The 22,858-nt window shown below is 65.8% G+C and carries 14 protein-coding genes; 6 read left to right on the top strand and 8 right to left on the bottom strand.

Going from position 1 to position 22,858, the window contains the following annotated elements; all coding sequences use genetic code 11:
- Nucleotides 1-230 precede the first annotated feature (230 nt).
- Nucleotides 231-1,754 carry a MocR-like pyridoxine biosynthesis transcription factor PdxR gene (pdxR, locus tag AC6CR5_RS06505; protein WP_020927898.1) on the bottom strand — a complete coding sequence of 508 codons (1,524 nt, stop codon included), beginning with the start codon at nt 1,752-1,754 and terminating at the stop codon, nt 231-233.
- 484 nt (nt 1,755-2,238) lie between these two features.
- Between pdxR and AC6CR5_RS06500 the strand changes: the two genes are divergently transcribed.
- The 5 genes from AC6CR5_RS06500 to AC6CR5_RS06480 are packed head-to-tail and all read left to right on the top strand — an operon-like array spanning nt 2,239 to nt 14,862.
- The gene (locus AC6CR5_RS06500; RefSeq protein ID WP_131726995.1) at nt 2,239-2,787 is read left to right on the top strand and encodes a hypothetical protein; all 549 of its coding nucleotides are present in this window, start codon (nt 2,239-2,241) and stop codon (nt 2,785-2,787) included.
- Nucleotides 2,768-9,850: a calcium-binding protein gene (locus AC6CR5_RS06495; protein WP_498085371.1), complete on the top strand. Its 7,083-nt coding sequence runs from the start codon at nt 2,768-2,770 to the stop codon at nt 9,848-9,850. Before AC6CR5_RS06500 ends, AC6CR5_RS06495 begins: the two co-directional genes overlap by 20 nt.
- Before the next feature lie 25 nt (nt 9,851-9,875).
- Nucleotides 9,876-12,056 carry a type I secretion system permease/ATPase gene (locus AC6CR5_RS06490; RefSeq protein ID WP_498085370.1) on the top strand — a complete coding sequence of 727 codons (2,181 nt, stop codon included), beginning with the start codon at nt 9,876-9,878 and terminating at the stop codon, nt 12,054-12,056.
- A 20-nt stretch (nt 12,057-12,076) separates the two neighbouring features.
- On the top strand, nt 12,077-13,483 hold the full coding sequence (locus AC6CR5_RS06485; RefSeq protein ID WP_498085369.1) for an HlyD family type I secretion periplasmic adaptor subunit: 1,407 nt from the start codon (nt 12,077-12,079) through the stop codon (nt 13,481-13,483).
- An 11-nt stretch (nt 13,484-13,494) separates the two neighbouring features.
- The gene (locus tag AC6CR5_RS06480; RefSeq protein WP_478220139.1) at nt 13,495-14,862 is read left to right on the top strand and encodes a TolC family outer membrane protein; all 1,368 of its coding nucleotides are present in this window, start codon (nt 13,495-13,497) and stop codon (nt 14,860-14,862) included.
- Nucleotides 14,863-14,989: 127 nt separating this feature from the next.
- Here AC6CR5_RS06480 and AC6CR5_RS06475 read toward each other — a convergent pair whose 3' ends face one another.
- The 4 genes from AC6CR5_RS06475 to AC6CR5_RS06460 form a co-directional block, all read right to left on the bottom strand.
- Complete coding sequence (locus tag AC6CR5_RS06475; protein ID WP_020927893.1) at nt 14,990-15,817, bottom strand: ABC transporter permease subunit; 828 nt, start codon at nt 15,815-15,817, stop codon at nt 14,990-14,992.
- The gene (locus tag AC6CR5_RS06470; RefSeq protein ID WP_020927892.1) at nt 15,810-16,646 is read right to left on the bottom strand and encodes a taurine ABC transporter ATP-binding protein; all 837 of its coding nucleotides are present in this window, start codon (nt 16,644-16,646) and stop codon (nt 15,810-15,812) included. Before AC6CR5_RS06470 ends, AC6CR5_RS06475 begins: the two co-directional genes overlap by 8 nt.
- A gap of 93 nt (nt 16,647-16,739) precedes the next feature.
- Nucleotides 16,740-17,768 (bottom strand): taurine ABC transporter substrate-binding protein, encoded by a 1,029-nt coding sequence (gene tauA, locus AC6CR5_RS06465; protein ID WP_155865989.1) that lies wholly within the window; start codon nt 17,766-17,768, stop codon nt 16,740-16,742.
- Between the two features lie 260 nt (nt 17,769-18,028).
- A complete protein-coding gene (locus tag AC6CR5_RS06460) occupies nt 18,029-18,880 on the bottom strand; it encodes a LysR family transcriptional regulator (RefSeq protein WP_498085368.1) in 852 nt (283 codons plus the stop codon).
- A 90-nt stretch (nt 18,881-18,970) separates the two neighbouring features.
- Between AC6CR5_RS06460 and AC6CR5_RS06455 the strand changes: the two genes are divergently transcribed.
- A complete protein-coding gene (locus tag AC6CR5_RS06455) occupies nt 18,971-19,918 on the top strand; it encodes a DMT family transporter (protein WP_316310604.1) in 948 nt (315 codons plus the stop codon).
- A gap of 73 nt (nt 19,919-19,991) precedes the next feature.
- On the opposite strand, the gene folE is transcribed toward AC6CR5_RS06455, so the two are convergent.
- The 3 genes from folE to AC6CR5_RS06440 form a co-directional block, all read right to left on the bottom strand.
- Entirely contained in the window at nt 19,992-20,537 is a 546-nt protein-coding gene (gene folE, locus AC6CR5_RS06450) for a GTP cyclohydrolase I FolE (RefSeq protein ID WP_006387205.1), read from the bottom strand.
- 98 nt (nt 20,538-20,635) lie between these two features.
- A complete protein-coding gene (locus AC6CR5_RS06445; protein ID WP_006387204.1) occupies nt 20,636-21,292 on the bottom strand; it encodes a response regulator in 657 nt (218 codons plus the stop codon).
- Nucleotides 21,289-22,707, bottom strand: coding sequence for a cache domain-containing protein (locus tag AC6CR5_RS06440; protein WP_006387203.1), 1,419 nt, complete (start codon nt 22,705-22,707; stop codon nt 21,289-21,291). The genes AC6CR5_RS06445 and AC6CR5_RS06440 overlap by 4 nt, the downstream gene beginning before the upstream one ends.
- Nucleotides 22,708-22,858 lie beyond the last annotated feature (151 nt).

Raw genomic sequence — 22,858 nt, 5'->3', positions numbered from 1 at the left:
ATGGGACATGCGCCCAAGGGTCGCCCATCGGATTCAGGCGGCTGGGCATTGCTTCAATCGCAGCGGGCGGTGTTCGCCGGGCTGCTCGTGGGGGATACAGCAAGCGCGCAAGCAGGATTTCCAAGGGAATCCCGCTTGCGCGCACTTGCTGAAATCTGATTGAAGTCGAGTTTGGTGAGCCCGGCGTTAAATCAGCCGATAAATGGGACTGATCCCGTCTCAGCGCCTTTTCAAGCCGCCGCCCGCAAACGGAAACGGCGCACCACCTGGGCCAGTTTCTCTATGCCCGGGCCGATATGCTCGGCGCGGATCGAGGTGAAGCCGACGCGCAGGAAGTTGCGCGGCGCGCCGCTGGCGTCCATGAAGAACACCTGCCCCGGTTCGACCACCACGCCTTCGGCCAGCGCGGCCTGCGCCAGCTCGGTGGCGTCCAGCCATGCCGGGCCTTCGAGCCAGCAGGAGGACGAGCCCGTGATGGGCACGGCGGTGAAGTCGGGCAGCGAGCGCGCCAGCGCCTGCGCCAGTTCCGCGCCGCGCTTTTGATAGGCCTGCGATTGCCGCCGCAGCAGCGAATGGTGGTGGCCCAGCGAGATGAACAACGAGAACGCGCGCTGTATGTAGGCGGACGGATGGCGCAGCATCAGGCGGCGCAGCGCCCGCAGCTCGGCGGTGAGTTCGCGCGGCGCGACGATATAGCCGATGCGCAGGCCGGGCGCGAACGACTTGGCCAGGCTGCCGACGTAGATCACGCGGCCGTCGCGGTCCAGGCTCTTGAGCGCCGGGATGGCGCCGTCGCCCCAGCGGCTTTCGCTTTCGAAATCGTCTTCGATGATGAGGCTGTCGGCCTGACGCGCCAGCGTCAGCAGTTCCTCGCGCCGTGCCGGCGACAGGGTTACGGTGGTGGGGCACTGGTGGCCGGGCGTGACGAACACATAGTCGCAGCCCAGCAGGTGGGTGCCGGTGCGCAGGCCCTGGTCGTCCACCGGCAGCGGCAGCAGGTGGCGCGTGTGGCTGGCGAAGATGTTGCGCGCATCGGGGTAGCCGGGGTCTTCCATGCCGACCACGGTGTCCTCGTTGACCAGCAGGTCCGCCAGCAGATAGAGCGCATGCTGGGCGCCGACGGTGATGACGATTTCCTCGGCATCGGCCCAGACGCCGCGGCGCGGCAGCACCTGGGTGCGGATCTGCTCGATCAGCGCGGGATCGTCATGCGTGATGAGGTCGGGCGCCCAACTGCGGATATCCAGCACCGACAGGGCCTTGATGCAGCATTCGCGCCATTCGGCGGTGGGAAACAGGTCCTGGTCGAACTGGCCGTAGACGAAGGGGTAGGGCTGTTTCTGCCAGTCGCGCGGCTTGACGATGTTGCGCTGGCGGCTGGGGCGAAAGCGCAGCCGCTCGTCCCAGCGCACCTGGTCGGCGGATGGCGCCGCATCCGCTTGCGCCGCGGGCGGCGCGGCGCGGCCTTCCAGCACGCCGTCATGTACAAAATGGCCGCTGCGCTCGCGCGATTCCAGGTAACCCTCGCTGACCAGCTGCTGGTAGGCGAACACGACGGTGTTGCGGGCGATGCGCAACTGGTCCGCCAGATAGCGGCTGGACGGCACCGGCGCGCCCGGCGGCAGGTGGCCGCTGAGGATCGCCGACACCAGCATCTGCCGCACACGGCCCTGCAGGCTGAGGTTGGGGGCGCTTTCCCGTTCAAACAGGCGTTCCCACAACACAGGCTTGAGCATCGAGGCCTGGCTGGACATGGCGGCTCCTTGTAGTGGCGGCGCGTCCCGGCCGGCGCGGGCGCGAAGGCCTGGGCGCGACCAGGGACAGAGCCCCAGGATAGAGGAGCGGCGGCGGCCGAAGGAATGCGGGATTGCCCTGCCGGCGCACGCCATTGGCGCGCGGCTGGCAGGAAATGGAACGGTTCGCCGTGGGTGTCGGACGGCTTCCGCCTGGACGGAATGCGGGCCTGATCGGCTCCGGAGCAGATCTGAATAGGCATCGTGCCGATATTTAGCTAGATAATCGGCGAGGCGGACGTTGGGTGAGAGCCCGTCGTGCGCTAAGCACGCCGGCTTTTTCGCATGTGATCGTGCCATGTTCGTAATGCGCGCGAGGTGTCCGATTGTGACAGCGTTTTCCTTGTTACGTTGGATCTTGTCATTATTCCTTCAATTGCCTTTCGTATCCTCTCCGACCTCACGCGCTGGCTTGTGCGTGTGAGCGATTGCGAGAGGCGAAGTGTTGCAGAGACTGAAAAAAATTCCAAAGAAAATCGGCGGCAGGAATGGCCTGCGGCTGATGTTTCTTTTCGGATATCTCTTCGCCTTTGGCATCCCTTTCGGATACTCCTATTTTGGCAAGCCCCCGAGCCACGAGGAAGTGCTTGAGTCGGAAGGGGCGGCACATTTTCAATACCGGATGAAGCATGGTTACATGCTTCTGATAAATGGAGATGACTACACCTGCGGCGGGCTGTATCTAAATGCGGATCCCAGTTGTTTTCATCTCGCCGAAGGCGTCGAAAGGCGCGAATTTCTGGAAGGGAAGATAGTCACTGTTCTCTGGTTCCACCAGCCCGCTCATTTGTTTGACTCCGTTAGAAGAGTGGTTGACATACGGTACGAAGGGGCCAGTCAATTGCCAGCCGGATATTTGGAGAAAAAGCTTCGATCGGAAAAGGAAAGTGCTAAGGAGGACGCGCTATTTGCGTTCATTCTGATGCTGCTAGGGCTTCTGTTTTGCGAGTGGGTAGATAGGGTGAGGAGAAGAAATGAGCGCGGATTCGGTTAAGGCAGCACTTCGTACGCTGGACTCTTTTCTGGCGTACTACACGACGCCGATAAATATTCTCCCCGTCACGCAGGGGCAAGGCGGTACCAGTTTGGGACTTTACGGTACCGCGACGGGTTTGATCCAGGTGGGGGTCGGCGTCGTGCAGATGATTGGAAAGTCTGTACTTATGCCGGTGAATGCGGGGGCGACCGTTCTTTCCCTTTCCTCCTCTGTCTTGAACATGAGGAAGACATTCACTGACACGGCACCGGGGACCATAAAGGTGTCGGATTTTGCTGCCGCGATGTCCAGCGTGGTGAGTCTTGTCGGGATCGCGGCTGCGGCTGCGGCTGTTCCGGCTGCTCTTCCCCTGGCAGCAACAATCGCGGTCACCTCTGCGGTTATTAGCTCAGCACTGACCGCTTGGGCTGTCGTCGCCGGAGTCTCCGACAAGTCATTGGATTTTCGCGCTGCTGTGGATAGCGTCAAGAATGCCTTTTCCGGTATTCCCGATGCACTGGATTCCGCTTATCAAAAGGCATTGAGCGTATTCAGAGAGCGTACGTTGCCCTCGCTCTCCGACCTGGTCGACATCCAGACCATCGACGACAGGCACGTCGCTTTCACCTCCCTCGCCGACCAGACCAAGGTCGTGGTTGACGCAAGCACCGTGGCCGACTATGGCGTGGATGACTCCGGCCGTGCCTATATCCGCGGTTCGTTGGGTGGAGATCAGGGTCCCGCATTCGAACCCGTCATTCTGTTTTCCAAGGACGGCGCTTCATCCATCGTCGTCCAGGGGGTGCAGGTGGGGTCGATTCCGCCAGGCGCGAATGTGCGCATGGACGGCGAGGGCGTGGTCGTCGAGAGCATGGCGGGCACACTGCGCGGAACGGTGACGATAGACCGGACCGGCATGAAAGTGCGCTGGCAGAACGGTGATGGCTCTGACCTGGCCAAGACCGGTATGGAATGGACCGTCGCACCGGATGGCAACATCTCGGTTTCCGGAATGCAGATGGGCGGCAAGCAGTTTGTTTCGGGCGATCCGGCGGCGTTCATCCAGTCGACTTCAGCCGATTTCGCCGCCCGTACCGTATCGGGCAAGGTAGCGGCGGATGCGCCCCGGATCCAGTCGCGCATGGTAACGGCAGAGGGCGTGGTAGGCGTCAACGACAATGCGCAGAGCCTGGCCTACCTGGCCGACCGGCTGGCGCTGGGCAATGTCAGCGACCGCTGGGCGCCCGTGGTGCTGCAAGGCACGATCCTGAACGGCATGTACGTAAGCTGGTCGCAGAACGGCGCCATAAACCAGGCCCTGGGTTCGATCTACCAGCAACGCTGGTACGACAGCAGGGCGTCGATCATCACTGTCGTGGTCCTCGGCAATGGCACGGAGCCGATACGGCCATTCAGTCTGCGGACGGCCGCTGACGCACAGATCCCGTCGGGCTCTGGCTACGAAGTGCTGAACGGCGCCGCCGCGGTTTATGCGGATTATTTCTTCAAGGGCTATGGGGCGCTGGCGCGCGGCCAGGCGCAAGCGGCCGGCATTGCCTTGAACGCATCCCGGCAGGACTTTTCCGCCGACCTGGCGTCGCTGCGGCAATGGATGCAGACCCAGCGCTACAAGACGACGCAGGGATATCCGAATCCCGTGCTGATGCTGCCCGATACCTCGCTGATCGCGATGTACACCTCGAGCAATGTCCTCTTCGGAAGCACCGCCGGCCGGGACATGGTCAACTGGATCCAGGATAGCGCTGGCACCGATCAGGTCATCGCTTCCGCGGTGGCGCAGGAAGATAGCGCGTTTGGCCGGGCCATCGACGCCGCGTCGGCGGCGATGGTGGCAAACATCACGGGGCAGGATGCGCATCGACTGCAAGCGATCGCCACGGCCAGGTCCGCGGCGTCGAGCCTGAGTGACGCGGTCGGCGCGTTCTGGCAGGCTCATACACAGAATGCGGCGCTGACGGGCCGGCTGGAACAACTGCGCGTCGCCTTGAATGCGCTGGTTCCGGTAAATGCTTCATACACCGGCCATCTTCCTGGTGGCGCGACCTTCCATTCTCCAGGTGACGCGGATTTTGCATCGGCCACTTTCACGGCTTACGGCAAGGCGCTGCAGCACGCTGCGGATCGCAAGATCGTCATTGACGAGTTGTTGTCCGCTTTTGCGCAGTCAGCCGGCTATACCCGCGCCTACCTTGGACGCAGCGGCGAGACGGTGTCCCTGGCCAATGGCTTTAACCTGATGATCGCGGGCGCCGGCGAAAACCACTTCTCGCTGTCAAGCAGCGCCGATCATCTGCTTTTCACGGCGTCCGCCGGGAACGCGACGCTGTACGGCTTTCAGGCCGGGACAAGTGGCGATCAGGTCCAGCTGGCGGGCCTGGGCGATCAGGTCTACATGCGCCGTGTGGCCGACGGCGTCGAACTGACGACGGCGGGTGGCAAGCGGGTGCTCCTGACCGGCGCCGATATTTCCCGGTTCGATCTATACGCGAACCTGACCGGCGTGACCTCCATCTCGTTCGCCAATGACAGCGCGGCGGGCGTGCGCAGCCTGGCGCGGCCGTTGCTGTTCGATGGCCTGGTGCATGCCAACGAATTGATCGCATCGAACTATGGCGATACGTTGATCGGTGGCGCCTGGAAGACGGTGTTGCGCGGCGGCGCAGGCCACGACACCCTGGTGGTGACGGGCACGGGCTATTACATGGACGGCGGCGGCGGATCGGACACGGTGTCCTATGCGCAGTGGCAGCGGGCGGTGTCGGCAAGCCTTGTTTCCGGCTCCGACGACCTGGGATCGACGCTGGCCGGTATCGAGAACCTGGTCGGCTCGGGCTGGGCCGATCGCTTGACCGGCAATGGTGGCGGCAACCGGCTCGATGGCGGAGCTGGTGACGATCTTCTGGTGGGCGGCGGCGGCAATGACGTTTACGTGTTCGGCCGCGGATACGGCTCTGATACCGTGCAGAACGGCATCGCCGCCAACGGCGGGGCGAGTTCAATGATCCGTGTCTCGGCCGGCATCGGCGTTGGCGATCTCTGGTACGAGCGGCGCGGCGATGATCTGTTGATCCGCATCCTGGGCACGAAGGATACGCTCGCCTTGCAAGGCTGGTACCAGGAGGCGTTCCGCAAGGTGGCGATCCTGGAATTGCAGGGCGGTTTGCGTCTGGACGCGGCGGCTATTGAGTCGTTGGTCGAGTCCATGCACGCTTGGCGCCAGGCCAACCCCGGTTTCGATCCGCTTGTCGGCCAGCCGCGCCCTCCATTGGACAGCATCGCGCCGCACTATCGCAGCGATTACGAGCTGCCCGTCGTGGGAGAGCCGGTCGACGTTGCGTTGGAAGCCCGCCAATTGCTCAATAGCGGCAAGATCGCCAGTGCGTTGGCCGACGTGCGTGCGGTGGCCAGCTCCATTGCCTCAGACCGCAATAATCTGAACAGCTACCTTGCCGCTGCGAACCAGCAGGGGGCTGCCGTGACGCCCATCTTCATTCCGGAAGGCTGGCGCCTGTATCGCTACACCTCGTCGCTGGAGGCGGGCGAGTTGATCACGCTGTCCCGTTTTGACTGGAGCAATCCCAATCCGCTGTTGGGTCGCCCGTCGGACGTCACCAGCTATGTGCAACTGTCCGGCGCCGAGGCCGGCCGGTTCTACTACAACGTGCGCCTCACCAGCAACATGACGGGCTACAGCGCCCGCGATTCCCTGAAGGAAGGGCCAAGCGGTCTGGTCAGCGCCTTGCTTGGTCATGGCAACCAGCTCATGAGCAGCATGAATCAGCTGGGCGCGTATACGGCCAGTTACGACAGCGCGTTCACCGCCAGGCAATCAGCGTTGAATGCCGCGGTGGCCTCGAACACGACGCCGACGGCCACGTCTACCGCAGCGGCGGCGCAGGCCGCGCAACAATTCAGCGCGCAGCTTTGGACCGCGCTGTACAACTACCAGGCCTACGGTGCGACGCTTGCCGGGATGCAGTCCCAGCTTGCGGCCTATCGCCAGTACCTGGCCGGCGTGGAGCCGCCGGCGAAGTATCGCAAGACGACGGACAGCTTCTGGATTGACTACGAAACCTCGTTCTATTCGAGCACGGACAGCGCCCGGTACCAGGCTTTTCTCGCCCTGTGGCAGCAGGGCACGAACGCCTACAACAACGCGGTCCGGCTAGCGGGCGGTTTCGTCAATTCGCTGCGCGGCCTGGACAACTGCCAGCAGGCGCACTACGCCGCGGGCGGGCAGACGGTGCAGGCGGGCGCGGGCGGCGACCTGCTGGTTGCCGGCAGCGGCGCCAACCGCCGCCTGGTGGGGGGCGCGGGCCGGGACGTGTTCCTGTTCGCGCAGGCCGCGGCGGGCACCGTCGATGATGTGCTGGGCTTTGGCACCGGGCTGTCAGCCGACCGGATCTGGTTGCTCCAGCCCGGTGGCGATAGCGCCTACGTCACGATCGGCGCGAACGGTGTGGTCCTGTCCTACGCCACGGCGGGCGGACAGGCGGCGCAAGTACGGCTGAACGGCGTGGCGCTGGCGGATCTGTCCTTCTACGACAATCTGCTGGGCGTGCGCACCGTGGATTTCAGCCGCATGGGCGCGGGCGTGTCGATCAAGCTGGACTCGCTGACCACGCGCGCCGCGGACGGCTATCTGCATACGGGCAACCTCACCGGAAGTTCGCACGACGACGTGCTATTGGGCGATTCGCAGAACAATGTGATCCAGGGGGGCGCGGGCAACGACCGCATTGCGGGGGGAGCTGGCAACAACACGCTGGACGGCGGCGCGGGCATCGATACCGTCGACTATTCCGGAGCGGGCGCCGGCGTGGTGATGGATCTGGCGACTGGCAGCGCGCAGAACGGCCTGGGCGGTGTGGACTCCCTCTCGAACTTCGAGAATGTCACGGGTTCGGCCTATGCAGACAAACTGTCCGGCAACGCGCTGGACAACGTGCTCGACGGTGGCAGGGGCAACGACATCCTGGATGGACGCGGCGGTAACGACGTGCTCATCGGCGGCGCCGGCAATGACACGTACCTGTTCGACCTGGGCTATGGCGTGGATCGCATCGTCGAGAATGATCTGACGGCGGGCAATACCGACACGGTGCTGTTCGGCGCTGGCATCAGGGTCCAGCAATTGTGGTTCTCTCGTGCCGGCGACGACCTAATCGTTGCCATGCCCGGCACGGCGGACCGGCTTACTGTCACGAACTGGTTCCTCGGAGCGCAATACCAGGTGGAAATCTTCCAGACGGCCAGCGGCGCGTTCCTGCACGCAGCGGGGGTGTCGGCGCTGGTGGATGCGATGGCCGCGCTGTCGCCGACCGTTCCGCTGGCTGCCCTGACGGCGGAGCAGCAGAGTGCGCTGTGGCCGGCGGTCAAGACGGCCTGGGGCCTAACACGGCCCGAGGCGCTGAAACTGGAGGGTAGTGCGGGCAACGATGTGCTGATCGGCGGCGCCGGAGACGATACGCTGTACGGTCACGGCGGCGATGACAAGCTCCATGGCGGTGATGGCGACGATACGCTGTACGGGGGCGACGGCATCGACCATCTGTACGGAGGCGCGGGCCGGAACACGCTGGTGGGTGGCGCGGGCTCCGACGTCTACCATGTCGACAGCGCCGATGACGTCATCATCGAGTTGCCTGATCAAGGCACGGACCGCGTATTCGCCACCGTGAGTTATACGCTGGCCGACAATGTCGAGCACCTGCATCTGGAAGGCGACCAGGCCATTGACGGCACCGGAAACGGCGGCAACAACCTTCTGCTCGGCAATGGCGCGGCCAACACGCTGAACGGCGGCGGCGGGGACGATACGCTCAACGGCGGCGGCGGCGACGACACGCTGATCGGTGGCGACGGTAACGATAGGTACGTCATTGCGCGTGACAGCGGCATGGACCGCGTCATCGAGGACGACGACACCGCCGGCAACAACGATGTGGTGGCGTTCGGCGCAGGTGTCGCGGCGGACCAGCTCTGGTTCAGCCGATTGGGCAACGATCTGGAAGTGCGCATCATCGGCACCGCTGGCGGCGTGACTATCAGCAACTGGTTCCTGGGAGCGCGTTACCGTGTCGAGCAGTTCACCACCACGCAGGGAGCCATCCTGCGCGAGGACAAGGTGGAAGCGCTGGTTGCGGCGATGGCGGCGATGACGCCGCCGCCGCCCGGGCAGTCCGCCTTGACGGCCGCGCAGGCGCTGGCGCTGAAGACGGTAATGTCGGCAAGTTGGACGGGTGTAGTCAACGGTCCGCTGACGCTGAGCGGCACCGCGGGCGACGATATCCTGGAAGGGGCATCCAACAACGACGTGCTGTGGGGCCTGGACGGCGACGACATCCTCATCGGCAACGATGGCGATGACCATTTGCATGGGGGGACTGGCGCGAATACGCTGATCGGCGGCAAGGGTAATGACGTCTACTACATCGATAGCCCGCTGGACCGGATCATCGAGCTGGCGGGTGAGGGCGGTGATCGCGTGGAGTCGACGATCAGCTTCACCCTGCCGGAACATGTGGAAGGCCTGGCGTTGAAAGGCAGCGGAGCCATAAACGGCACAGGCAACGACGCCACGAACACCTTGCTGGGCAACAACGCCGCCAATGTCCTGAGCGCGGGAAAAGGCAACGATCTCATCAATGGTATGGGCGGCGACGATATCCTGATTGGCGGCCTGGGCAGCGACCGCTATCTGTTCGCCCAGGAGTTCGGACAAGACCGAATCATAGAGACCGAGTCCGATCCCGGTGACATCGACGTGGCCGTGTTGGGTGGCCGCAGCTTTGACCAGCTCTGGTTTCGGCGCGTTGGCGAGGATCTGGAGGTCAGCGTCATTGGCACGCAGAACCGGGTGACGGTGGAGCGCTGGTACGCTGGCGAGCAGCATCGTATCGAGAAATTCCAGGCTGGCGCTCGCTTCCTGCTGGACACCAAGGTCGAAAATCTGGTGAACGCGATGGCCGGTATGGCGCCGCCCGCCAGCGGCGTCACCACGCTGCCGCCGGATTACGCGGCGGCATTGAACCCGGTGTTGGCGGCCAATTGGCAATGACGGAAAGCGGGCGGCAGGCGGCGGCATGAAGCATATCGAAGACGCATCCGGTGGGCCGGGCGGCCCGCCGGCGGACGCCCGTCCGCCTGGCGCGTCAGGTGCGGCGCCCGACACCGGCCTGCTCTGCCTGACCATGCTGGCCCGCTATCACCAGGTGGCAGCCGATGCCGACCAGCTTTCTCACGAGTTCCGCGCCGCCGGCACGCCGTTCGGCGCGACAGAAATCCTCCTGGCCGCGCGCAAGCTTGACTTGCGCGCACGCAAGGCGACGGTGCGGGCGGGCCGGTTGGGCACCACGCCCCTGCCGGCCATCGGTCGCGGCGCTGACGGAAATTTCTTCATCCTGGCGCGCGTGGATGGCTGCAAGGCACTGATCCAGGATCCGCGCCGAAGCGGCCCCACCGAGCTGACGCTGGACGAGTTGGAGCAGGTCTGGACCGGCGAACTCATCCTGATGGCTTCGCGCGCCTCGATCTCTGGCGCGCTGGCGAAGTTCGATTTCAGCTGGTTCATCCCGGCGGTGGTGCGCTACCGCAAGCTGCTGCTCGAAGTGTTCCTGGTGTCCTTCGTCATCCAGTTCTTCGCGTTGGTGACGCCGTTGTTCTTTCAGGTGGTGATGGACAAGGTGCTGGTGCACCGCAGCTTTAAGACGCTCGATGTGATCGCGGTCGGGCTGCTGGCGGTGGTGACGTTCGAAGTCGTGCTGACGGCGTTGCGCAGCTACGTGTTCGCGCACACGTCCAGCCGCATCGACGTGGAACTGGGCGCCCGCCTGTTCCGGCACCTGCTGAATCTGCCGCTGGGCTACTTTCGCGCGCGGCAGGTGGGCGATTCCGTGGCACGGGTGCGGGAATTGGAGAACATCCGTTCCTTCCTGACGGGCAACGCCATCACGGTTGTGCTGGATCTGTTTTTCTCCATCGTGTTCCTGGCCGTTATGGCCTACTACAGCGTCTGGTTGACGTTGATCGTGGTCGCATCCTTGCCGTGTTATATGGTGTTGTCACTTGCCTTCACGCCCACTTTGCGGGCAAGGCTGAATGAAAAGTTCAACCGCGGCGCGGAGAATCAGTCCTTCCTGGTGGAAACGATAAGCGGCGTGGAGACGGTCAAGGCCAGTGCGGTGGAGCCGCAGTGGATACGCAAATGGGATAACCAGCTGGCGGCCTACGTCAAAGCGGCCTTCCGCACGACCGCTATCGGTACCGTGGCCAATGGCGGCGTGACCTTCGTCAGCAAGCTGGTGACCGTGGCAACCATGTGGCTGGGCGCAAGGCTGGTTATCGATGGGCAACTGACCGTGGGGCAATTGATCGCGTTCAACATGCTCTCGGGCAACGTCGCGGGGCCGGTGATGCGGCTGGCGCAACTGTGGACGGATTTCCAGCAGGTCGGGATTTCGATGCAGCGGCTGGGTGACATTCTCAACACCCGTACCGAAGTGCACACGCCCAGGCCGGCCCTGCCGCCGGTGCGGGGCGGCATCGAATTCGACCGGGTCGAGTTCCGCTACCGGCCCGGCGCCCAGCCGGCATTGCGCGGCGTGTCGCTGCGGGTGCGGCCGGGCGAGACGGTGGGCATCGTCGGCCGTTCTGGTTCGGGCAAGAGCACGCTGACCAAGTTGGTACAGCGCTTGTACCAACCCGAGCAAGGCCGGGTGCTGGTGGACGGCGTCGATATCTCCACCATCGATGCCAGCTCGCTGCGCAGGCAGATCGGTGTGGTGCTGCAGGAGAACGTGTTGTTCAACCGGAGCATCCGCGACAATATCGCGCTCAGCGACCCAGGTATTCCCTTGCAGCAGGTGATGCGGGCGGCCCAGTTGGCCGGCGCCCATGAGTTCATCGCCGAGCTGCCGGAAGGTTACGACACCATGGTGGGAGAACATGGCGCCACGCTGTCGGGCGGGCAGCGCCAGCGCATTGCCATCGCGCGCGCGTTGCTGTCGAATCCGCGCATCCTGATATTCGACGAGGCTACCAGCGCCCTGGACTATGAGTCCGAACGCATTGTCCAGCAAAACATGCGGGAGATCAGCCGCGGGCGTACCGTGTTGATCATTGCACACCGCCTTTCCGCCGTGAAGGAAGCGCATCGCATCGTGGTGATGGATCGTGGCGATATTGTCGAGGAAGGTTCGCACGTCGATCTGGTCCAGCGCGAGCAGGGGCAGTACGCCGCACTGTATCGCATGCAGCAGGGATAGTGATGGGACTGGGACATGCAATGGGTGCGTGGCGCGACCTGGCGCGCCGGTATGGCGCGGTGTTCGCGTCTTCCTGGCGCGAGCGAAAATCCCGGGAACGTACGCGCTACCGCGGCGATGAGGCCGAGTTCCTGCCCGCCGCGCTGTCCTTGCAGGAGCAGACGGTATCGCCGGCGCCGCGGGTGGCGATGTGGCTGCTGATCGCCTTTGCGGCGCTGGCGCTGGCGTGGTCCGTGCTGGGGCGGGTGGACATCGTCGCGACGGCGCAAGGCAAGATCATTCCCAGCGAGGGCACGCAGGTGGTGCAGCCCATCGGCACCGCCACCATCAAGGCCATTCACGTGCGCGAGGGGCAGGCGGTGCGGGCGGGCGACCTGCTGATCGAACTGGATGGCACCGTGACGCGGGCCGAGCAGCAGCGCATCGTCAATGAATTGCAGACCTGGGCGCTGCAGGCGGCCCATGCCGAAGCCATGCTGATCGCCATCGACCAAGGCAGCGCGCCCGTGCTGGATCACGTGCCGGCGGATTCGCGTATGACCGAGGACGCGCGGCGGCTGGCTCGCGCGGAGTTCCTGGCGCTGCAGGCCAAGCTCGCCGGCATCGATGCCGAGATCGTACGACGCCAGGCCGAGCTACAGACCACGCAGGCGCTGACACGAAAACTGGAGCGCACGGTTCCCATCGCGCGCCAGCGGGCGGAGTCGCTCAAGGAACTGGCCGGCGATCAATACGTGGCGCGCAATGCCTACCTGGAGCGCGAACGCGAACGCATAGAGCAGGAGTCGGACCTGGTCATGCAGCGCAGTCGCCTGAAAGAGATCGAAGCGACCATCGCCGAGGCCCGGCAGCAGCGAGAGACGGTTCGCGCGGATGCCCGGCACGCCAGCCTAAACCGCCTGAACGAGGCTCGCCAGCGTATGGCATTGCTGGAGCAGGATCTGGTCAAGGCCCGCCAATCCGAGCATCTGACCCGCCTGAACGCGCCGGTGTCCGGCACGGTGCAACAGTTGGCTGTCCGCACGGTGGGCGGTGTGGTGACGGAAGCGCAACCGCTGATGCTGGTGGTGCCACAGGAGCACGTGCTGGAGATAGAGGCCTTCCTGGAGAACAAGGACGTGGGCTTCGTCGTGCCTGGGCTGGACGCCGAAGTGAAGGTGGAGACCTTTCCGTACACCAAGTACGGCATCGTGCCGGGTACGGTCAAGTCGGTGTCCGATGATGCCATCAATGACGAGAAGCGGGGCCTGGTCTATTCAATGCGCATCGAGATGGCGCGCTCGACCATCGCGGTCAATGGCGCCGACATCCGACTGGCGCCGGGCATGGCGGTGACGGCGGAAATCAAGACGGGCAGGCGCAGGGTCATCGAGTATTTCCTGGATCCGCTGCTGCAGTACGGTGCGGAAAGCATCCGCGAGCGCTGATGGAACAGGCATTGACGTCTTTCCCGGGCGGTGTCCGGCCCATATTGGGCAGGTGGTGTGCCAGCCTGCTGCTGGCCCTGTGCGCGCCACCGGTCGGCGCCGCCGGGTTGATGCAGTTCTATGGCATGGCGCTGGAGAACGATCCAGCCTATCTGGCCGCCGGCAAGGAACGTGACGCCGGCCTGGAAGAGCGCAACAAGGGCCGCGCGGGTCTGCTGCCGAACGTTTCATTCCAATACCGCAACGCACGCAATCGCTCGGAGGTGACCCAGCCCACCTTCTTCGGTGAGCAGACCACTGACCGCAACTACCGCAGCAACTCGTCCTCGCTGACGCTGCAGCAACCCATCTTCGACTACGAGGCTATTTCTTCCTACTACTACGGCGTGGCCCAGGCGCGCCATGCCGACGAACGCTTCCGCAGCCGCAGCCAGGAACTGGCGGTGCGGGTGGCGCAAGCCTACATGGATGCGTTGTACGCCATCGACCAGATCGACCTGGTGCGGGTGCAGAAGCGCGCCTACGAGGCGCAGAAGACGCAGAACGAGCGCTGGCTGGCGGCCGGCGAAGGCAACCGCACCGACGTGCTGGAGACGCAGGCTCGCTACGACCTGGCCCTGGCACAGGAAATCGAAGCCCAGGACAACCTGGACGCAGCACTGAATACGCTGGCCGCCATGGTGGGCGAACCGATAGTCGCCGCCGACCTGGACGCGCTGGGCCCGAAGTTCGCGGTGCGCCCGCTGGTACCGAACGACTTCGAACACTGGCGCGCGCAGGCGCTGGCGTACAACCCGGAACTGACCGCACTGCGCTATTCGGCGGATGCGGCGGACCACGCGATCGGCAAGGCCCGCGCCGGTCATATGCCCAAGGTCAGCGCCTACGCCAGCGCCGGTCGCGACAAATCAAGCTCTGAAAGCACCTACGGCCAGAAGTACATGACGAATTCGGTCGGCCTGCAGGTGAATATCCCCATCTTCGCCGGTGGCGGCGTATCGTCGTCGGTCAGGCAGGCCGTGGATAACCGCGACCGGCTGCGTTATGAGAACGACGCCAAGACGCGGGAAGTGCTCAACGAACTACGCAAGCAGTTCAATCTGTACAACAGCAGCGTCGCCAAGCTCCGGGCGTATCAGCTGACAGTGGAGTCCGCGCGCGAGCTGACCGTGGCGGTGCGCAAGAGCGTGGCGGGCGGCGAGCGCGTCAACGCGGACGTGCTGGATGCCGAGCAGCGCTATTTCGATGCCTTGAAGAATCTGGCCCAGGCCCGTTATGGGTACTTGCTGGCTGGCCTGAAGGTCCGGCAACTGACGGGAACGCTGGCCGTGAGCGATGTACGGGAGCTGGATGGCTATTTCATGCGTCCTGGGCAGTAGGCGTGTACATGCATTCATTGCAAGCGTGCGCCATACCCAGATGCCGGGTAGCCTTTCCACTGGCGCAACGCCTGCCGACAGAAGCCCCTTTCCTGGGCATTCCGGATGAACCATGGGCAAGACCGCCCTAAATCCGCCCCTTCCACGGAATCGCGAATTTCTCCAGATACCGCACCAGCAGATCAAAGGCAAAAGCGAACACGCCGATCACGATGATGCCCATGATGACCGTGTCGCTGGCCAGGAACTGCGCCGCGTTCAGCACCATGAAGCCCAGGCCGCGATCCGCTGCCACCATCTCGGCGGCGACCAGCGTGGTCCAGCCCACGCCGATGCCGATGCGCATGCCGGTGAAGATCTCGGGCATGGCGGCCTTCAGGATCACGTGCCAGACGATCTGCATGCGGCTGCCGCCCATGGCGTAGGCGGCGTGGATCTGCTCGATCGACACCGAGCGCACGCCGGCGCGCGCGGCGATCGCCATGGGCGCGAAGATGGCCAGGTAGATCAACAGGATCTTGGGGAATTCGCCGATGCCGAACCAGATGATGATGAGCGGCAGATAGGCCAGCGGCGGCAGCGGGCGGTAGAACTCGATCGGCGGATCGAAGATGCCCCGGGCGTAGCGGTTCACCCCCATCAGGATGCCAACCGGAATGGCGGTGGCGCAGGCCAGGAAGAAGGCCGAGAACACCCGCGTCAGGCTGGCCATGGCGTGCTCGGCCAGGGTCGAGTTGGCCACGCCCTCGGTCATGGCCGACACGAACTTGCCGTACACCGCCTGCGGCGATGGCAGGAACAGCGGCTTGACCCAGCCGGCATTGGTGGCCAAAAACCACAGCGCCAGCAGCGCGATGCTGGTCAGCAGGCTGATGTGGCCGCTGTAGCCGGCGCCCGGCGCGCCATACACCTTGCCCGGCGCGGCGGGCCGGCGGCCGCCCAGGCCGCTAGGCATGGACGGCCTGCGCGTCGGAGGCGGCAAGCTCGTCGCCATAGATGATGCCGAGGACTTGCTCGCGCATCGCGATGAAGTCGGGACTTGATTTGATGCCGCGGCCATCGCGCGTCTCCAGGTAGCGCCGGTTGAAGTCCGGCTGGAAGGTGTGGGTGATGCGTCCTGGGCGCGGCGACATGACGATCAGCCGCGAGCCCAGGAACAGCGCCTCTTCCACGCTATGGGTGATGAAGAAGAACATCTTGCCGGTCTGGCGCCAGATATCCAGCAGCAGCTCCTGGATGGTCTCGCGCGTGAGCGCGTCGAGCGCCGCCATCGGCTCGTCCATCAGCAGCATGGCCGGATCGCAGGTCAGGGCGCGGGCGATGCCGACGCGCTGCTGCATGCCGCCGGACAGCTGGTAGATCATGTGGCGGTGAAAATCCTTCAGGCCCACCAGCTCCAGGTTGCGGCGCGCGCGGGCGCGGCGCGTCTCCTTGTCCACGCCCTGCAGCTTGAGGCCGAATTCGGTGTTCTCCAGCACGTTCAGCCAGGGCAGTAGCGCATGCTTCTGGAACACCACGCCGCGGTCGGCGCCGGGGCCGATGATGGGGCGTCCGCCCAGCGTGATCTCGCCGTCGGTGGGCGACAGGAAACCGGCCAGCAGGCTCAGCAGCGTGGTCTTGCCGCAGCCCGAGGCCCCCAGCGCGACGACGAATTCGCCGGGCTCGATGGTCAGGTTGACGTCCTGCAGCGCGATCACCGGTCCGCTGTCGTGCAGGCCGGGGTAGGTGACGCTGACGTGGTCCGCGCGCAGGGCCTGCGCGGCGGGCGTGGCGGGTGAGGTCATGCGAGGTCCCCTTGCATGGTGCGGCGCCCGCGGGCCAGGCGGGGCGCCGGGACCGGACGCGGCTTGCGGCGCGCGTCCGGCGCGTTGCCGCGGCTATTTGGCGGCCGCTTTGGCGTATTGGTCGGTGACGTGGGCGCTGTAGTCGGCCAGCGCCTTATCGATCTGTTTCTGGTCCTTCAGGAATTTCGCGCTGGCGGCGAAGGCGCGCGCCGCGCCCGATTCCTTGCCGCCGCCCAGCCATTCGGGCGAGGCCTGCTCCTGGGCGGTGGGGAAGGTCAGCAGCTTGAGCGCGGTGGCGACGTCGTCGGGCTTGCCGCCGATCAGCTTGACGATGCTCTTGACCTGGGCCGAGTCGGCGGTCCAGGCGGCGGGGTTGGCGCGATAGGCGGCGTACGACTTGGCCAGCACGGCGGTGAAGGCGGCCATGAATTTGGGGTTCTTGGCGGCCCAGGCGCGGTCGACCACCAGGCCGTCGAAGGTCGGAACGCTGGCGTGGCCGATGGCTTCGGAGTCGGCGATGACCCTGCCCGTCTTCTCGATCTCGGTCAACGCGGGCGGCCAGACGTAGGCGGCGTCGATGTCGCCGCGCTGCCAGGCCGCCACGATCTGCGGCGGCTGCATGTTCAGGATGCGCACGTCGCGCGGGTTGATCTTCCAGACCTGTTCCAGCCCCACCAGCAGGTGGAAGTGCGAGGTCGACACGAACGGCGTGGCGACGCGCTTGCCCTTCAGGTCGGCCGTGCCGTTGATGCCTGAGCCGTTGCGCGCCACCAGCGCTTCCGACTTGCCGATGTTGTCCAGGATCCAGAACAGTTGCAGGTCGACGCCGCGGGTGGCGGCCGAGGTGATGCCGGTGGAACCGAGCACGCCGACCGGCACGTTGCCCGAGGCCAGCGCGGTGGAAATGTCGCCGCCGGAGGTGAACTGGCGCCAGTCGACCTGGTAGCCGGCGTCTTTCAGGGCGGCATCGAAGCTGCCGTCGGCGATGGCGGTCAGGAAGGGGCCGACGATGAGCTGGTAGCCCACGGTCAGGCGGGTCTGGGCGTGGGCGGGCGCGGCCAGCAGGGTGGCGGCCAGGCCGGCCAGGATGCCGCGGCGGATGAGGCGGTATAACGCGTTCATGGTGATCTCCGGGAGAGAATGGGCCGCGCCCCGACGCGACCGGCTTGTGCCGGTGCGGCCTGTGGTGCCAGTTTGCCCGGATGGGGCCACAGCGCTAGGGCCAGATGCCGTATTCGATAGGAGCCAAGGGGGCTGCCCCGCCTTGGGGCGGCGGCCCGGGCGTCCTACGTCTTTTGGGGGAGAGCGGGCGGAAAAAGGGTGCGAGCCGGGCGGACCCTTGCCGGCAGGTCTCGCCGTGACCGGCGATCCCGCTCGTCGCGCTAGAGCCTGAAATGCCGCCGCAGGGTCTGTTCCAGCAGGTCGGTGGCCGGGGCGGTTTGCGCCGAGGCCGCGCGCAGCAGAACGATCTCATGCGCGGCAATGGCCGGCAGCGTGTCCAGCACCCGCATGGCGCTTGTCACCCGCGAGCGATCGATCAGGCTGACGGCCAGGCCCGACTCGACGCAGGCTTCGACCGCCTGGTTCGACGGACTGCTCAAGACCGTCCGCCAGGCCAGGCCCGCGCGATCCAGGCTGGTGGTCATTGCCTCCCGGTAGGGGCAGTGCGCCGCGTGCAGGGCCAAGGGCAGGGGATCGGGCAATGGCGTCCCCAGCCTGGCGCTTCCCACCCACACCGGCGTGGTCCAGGCCAGTGACTGCGGGTCCGGCCGCCGGGCCATCGCTTGCGCCGCCAGCGCCAGATGCAGGCGACCGCGGCCGACCTGGTCGCGCAGCGCCAGGCTGGGCGCCGTCGTCACTTCCAGCACGACGCCCGGCCAGTCCGCGGCGAACAGCGGCAGGATGTCGCGGATGACGTGGGCCGCGTACTCGTCGGGCAGGCCCAGCTTGATACGCCCGGCAAGCGCCGTCCCCTGGATGCCGCCCAGTACCCGGTCGTGCACGCGCAGCAGCTCGGCCGTGCCGCCCAGTACGCGCTGGCCCAGGGGCGTCAGCGTCACCGACTGGTTGTCGCGCTCCAGCAGCCGGCCGCCGACCACGGCCTCCAGCCGCTGGATGTGGACGCTGACCGCCGCCGGACTGCGGTGGACGTGCTCGGCCGCGGCGCGGAATTGCCCCAGCCGGGCCACGGCATGGAACGTGCGCAGCAGGTCGATATCCAGTGATTGGTTCATGATTTCGATTTTGTGAACGAGGCGGCAAATATATTTTGATTTATTTGATTATGGCCTGGCCTTAAGGTCAAGGTCATGAGAAAACCATCGATGCCCCACCTTGCCACGCCCCGCGGGGATGCCTGCAACGCCGCCTCCGCGCCAATCGCGGTTCGGCGCACCACCTCGGCCGCCGTGCCGCTGTTGGCGCTTGAGGCCGCGTTGGTCGTGACCTGGAGCTCGGGGTTCGTCGGCACGCGCTTTTCCATCGACCACGGCTCGGCCTTCCTGGTCGTGTTTTGGCGCTGCGTGTTGGTCGCGCTGGCGCTGCTGCCCTGGGTGGCGGGTCCGTTGCGGCGCACGCCAGCGGCGCTGCTGTTGCGCCACGCCGGCATCGGCCTGCTGGCGATGGCCGGCTACCTGGCGGGCGTCGCCAAGGGCATCGAATACGGCGTGCCGGCGGGGGTGGCCGCGCTGATCGCCGACCTCTTGCCGATCGGCACGGCGCTGCTGGGCGCGGGGCTGCTCGGCCAGCGCCTGAACAGGCGCGCCTGGCTGGGCTTGCTGCTGGGATTGCTGGGCGTGATCCTGGTCACGCGCGATGCCCTGGCCTGGGGCGGGACGCCGCCATGGACCTACGGCCTGCCGTTGCTGGGCATGCTGTCGCTGGCGCTGGCCACCCTGTGGCAGAAGCAGGCCGATTCCCCCGCGTCCATGGGGCTGCTGTCCAGTCTGTGGCTGCAATGCGCGATTTCGGCGGTGGCCTTCGCCGCGCTGGCGGGCAGGGAAGGCAGCCTGCTGCCGGTTGCCAGCGCGGGGTTCGCGCTCAGCGTGCTGTGGACTGCGGTGCTGTCGACGCTGGGCGGCTACGGCCTGTATTGGATCTGCCTGCGGCGCTCGTCTCCCACCCGTGTCGCCAGCGTGCTGTACCTGAGCCCGGCGGTTACCCTGGTGTGGGCCTGGGCCATGTTCGGCGAGCCGCTGTCCTGGCTGATGCTGGTGGGCACGGCCGTGTCGGCGTGCGGCATCTGGATGGTCGTGCGGAACGAACCGCGCTAGCGCTTGCTTCGCGCGCCGACAAAAAAGCCGGTCCCGGAGGGGCCGGCCATTTCCGGGCGACGCCAGGCGCGCTTCAGCGGATCAGGCTGAGGAACTCGGCGCGGGTCGACGGGTTGTCGTGGAATTCGCCCAGCATCACCGACGTGACCATCGACGAATTCTGCTTTTCGACGCCGCGCATCATCATGCACATGTGCTGGGCCTCGATGACCACCGCCACGCCGGCGGCGCCGGTGACGGACTGCACCGCCTCGGCCACCTGGCGGCTGAGGTTTTCCTGGATCTGCAGGCGGCGGGCGTACATCTCGACGATGCGCGCCACCTTGGACAGGCCCAGCACCTTGCCGTTGGGCAGATAGGCCACATGCGCCTTGCCGATGAAGGGCAGCATGTGGTGCTCACAGAGCGAATACAGCTCGATGTTCTTGACCAGCACGATCTCGCGCGTGTCGGAGGTGAACAGGGCGCCGTTGACGATTTCTTCCAGATTCTGGTTGTAGCCGCGGCACAGGTGGCGCATGGCCTTGGCCGCGCGCGCCGGCGTGTCCGCGAGGCCTTCGCGGGATGGGTCTTCCCCCAGTGCTTCGAGAATGGCGGTGTAGTGATTTTCCAATGACATGGGAACTCCTGGGGCTGCGCGCCGGCGATGGCGATGAACACGCAAGTCTACTCCAGCGCGAGCCCGCTTCGCAGCCGGAAACCCGATGGATAGAGGGGTTATACGCCGCGGTTCTCGACCGCGTACTTGATCAGTTCGGCCTGGCCGTCGATGCCCAGCTTGCGCTTGATGTTCAGGCGGTGGGTTTCGACGGTGCGCACCGACAGGCCCAGCGCCTGGGCGATCTGCTTGTTGGCGTGGCCGCTGGCGATGTGGCGCAGCACGTCGCGCTCGCGCTGGGTCAGCAGGGTGGCGGGGGCGCTGGCCTGCGACAGGCGCAGCGACACGGCGGCGCTGAAGTAGGTGCGGCCGGTCATGACCGCGTCGATGGCCGCCAGGATCTCCTGGGCCGGCTCGTCCTTGAGCAGGTAGCCGCGGGCGCCGGCGCGCACCGCCTGCACCATGTATTCGGCGTTGTCGTGCATCGACAGCACCAGCACCGCGATCTGCGGATAGCGTTCATGCAGCTGCGCGGTCAGCTCCAGCCCGCCCACGCCCGGCATGTTCAGGTCCATCAGCACCAATTGCGGCAGGGTGCCGCCCAGCGGGTCCTCGGCCAGGCAGGCCTGCAGGAAGGCCAAGGCGGCGGCGGCGTTGCCGGCTTCGCCCACCACTTGCAGGTGCGGCACGGTCTCAAGGCGCAGGCGCAGGCCGTCGCGCACCAGCGGGTGGTCGTCGATCAGCAGCAGTCGGATGGGGGAGCCAGGGTCGGTCATGCGGGTCTGGAAACGTCGGGGGTGGGCGGCGGCAAGGGCAGCCAGGCCTGCAGGGTGGTGCCCTGGTCGGAGGTATGGAAACTGAGGCTGCCGGACAGCGCGGTCATGCGTTCGCGCATGTTGCGCAGGCCGATGCCGCGGCGCGGATCCTGCTGCACCTCGGCGTAGTCGAAGCCGCGGCCGTCGTCATGGATGGTCAGGCGCAGGTCGCGTTCGGTGTATGCCAGCGTCAGGTCGGCGCGGCGGGCGCCGGCGTGGCGCACGACGTTGGTCAGGGCCTCCTGGGTAACGCGGAACAGGGCGGTGGCGTAGGCGTCGGGCAGCTTGACGGGGCGGCCCTGCGTGGCCAGCCGCACCGTCAGGGGCGCCGCGCCATCCTGGCTGGCGCCGGCGAATTCCCGGCCCAGGTGCTCCAGCGCGGCCGGCAGGCCCAGGTCATCCAGCAGGGTCGGGCGCAGGTTGTGCGAGATGCGCCGCACTTCCCCCACCGCGGTATTGAGGCGATCGAGCGCGCTGCCCAATGGCGTGTCGATGTGCGCCAGCGCGCGCGGCTCGGCCCCCAGGGCCTGGCGTACCCGTTCGCGCGCGGCTTCCAGCGCCAGCTTGATCGACACCAGCACCTGGCTGATGCCATCGTGCAGCTCGCGCGACAGGCGGGCGCGTTCGTCTTCCTGCGACCGCACCAGCTGCTGCGCCATCAGCCGCAGCTTGGCGTCGGACTGGCGGTGGTCGCTGATATTGAGAGCCAGGCCGCAGGCGGCCACGCCCAGGATCGAGACGGCGGCGATGCCGGCGACCCAGGCGAACATGTTGCGGATGTTGGACTGGGCGGCGGCGTCGATGTGCGCCAGGGTCTGTTCGACGTCGTCCAGGTAGATGCCGGTGCCCAGCATCCAGCCCCAGCGTTCCAGCACCACCACGTAGCCGAGCTTTTCCACCATCTGGTGGGTCGAGGGCTTTTCCCACTGGTAGTGCACCGCCTCGCCCTGGCTGCCGCCGCGGCGGGCGGCCGTCAGCAGGTTCTGGATCACCGGCTGGCCGTGGGTGTCGCGCAGGTTCCAGAGGTCGCGGCCGACCAGTTCGGGCTGGCGCGGGTGCATCAGGTTCCTGCCGTGCAGGTCATAGACGAAGAAATAGCCGTCGTGGCCGAATTCCATCTGCGCCAGCAGCGCCAGCGCGCGCTCGCGGGCGGCGTCGCCGTCGCTGGCGTCCTGCAGCGGGGCGATGGCACTGTAGGCCAGGCTGACATAGTGGCGCAGCTCGCTTTCCTTGCTGCCCAGCCAGGCGCTTTCCACCACCTCTTTTTCGCGCTGGGCCAGTTGCAGGCCCTGCACGTAGACGGCCACGGCAATGGCCGCCAGCGCCACCAGCAGGGGGACGGCGGCCAGCAGCAGGATTTTCAGACGCAGCTTCATCAGGGGATTTGTATCAGCGCGGATTGCGCGTGTTGCGGTGCATCAAGAGAAAGGGCCACGCAACTCATGCGGGTTTGCGGTCGATTTTACGATTCCGGCGGCGAATATGCTGCGGCGCATTCGGTAGTAATACGTAGAGAGCTTGCGTAGT

The organism is Achromobacter sp. EG18, assembly GCF_059759395.1.
The sequence above is the reverse complement of the archived record's forward strand: the minus strand, read 5'-3'. Positions and strand labels throughout refer to the sequence as shown.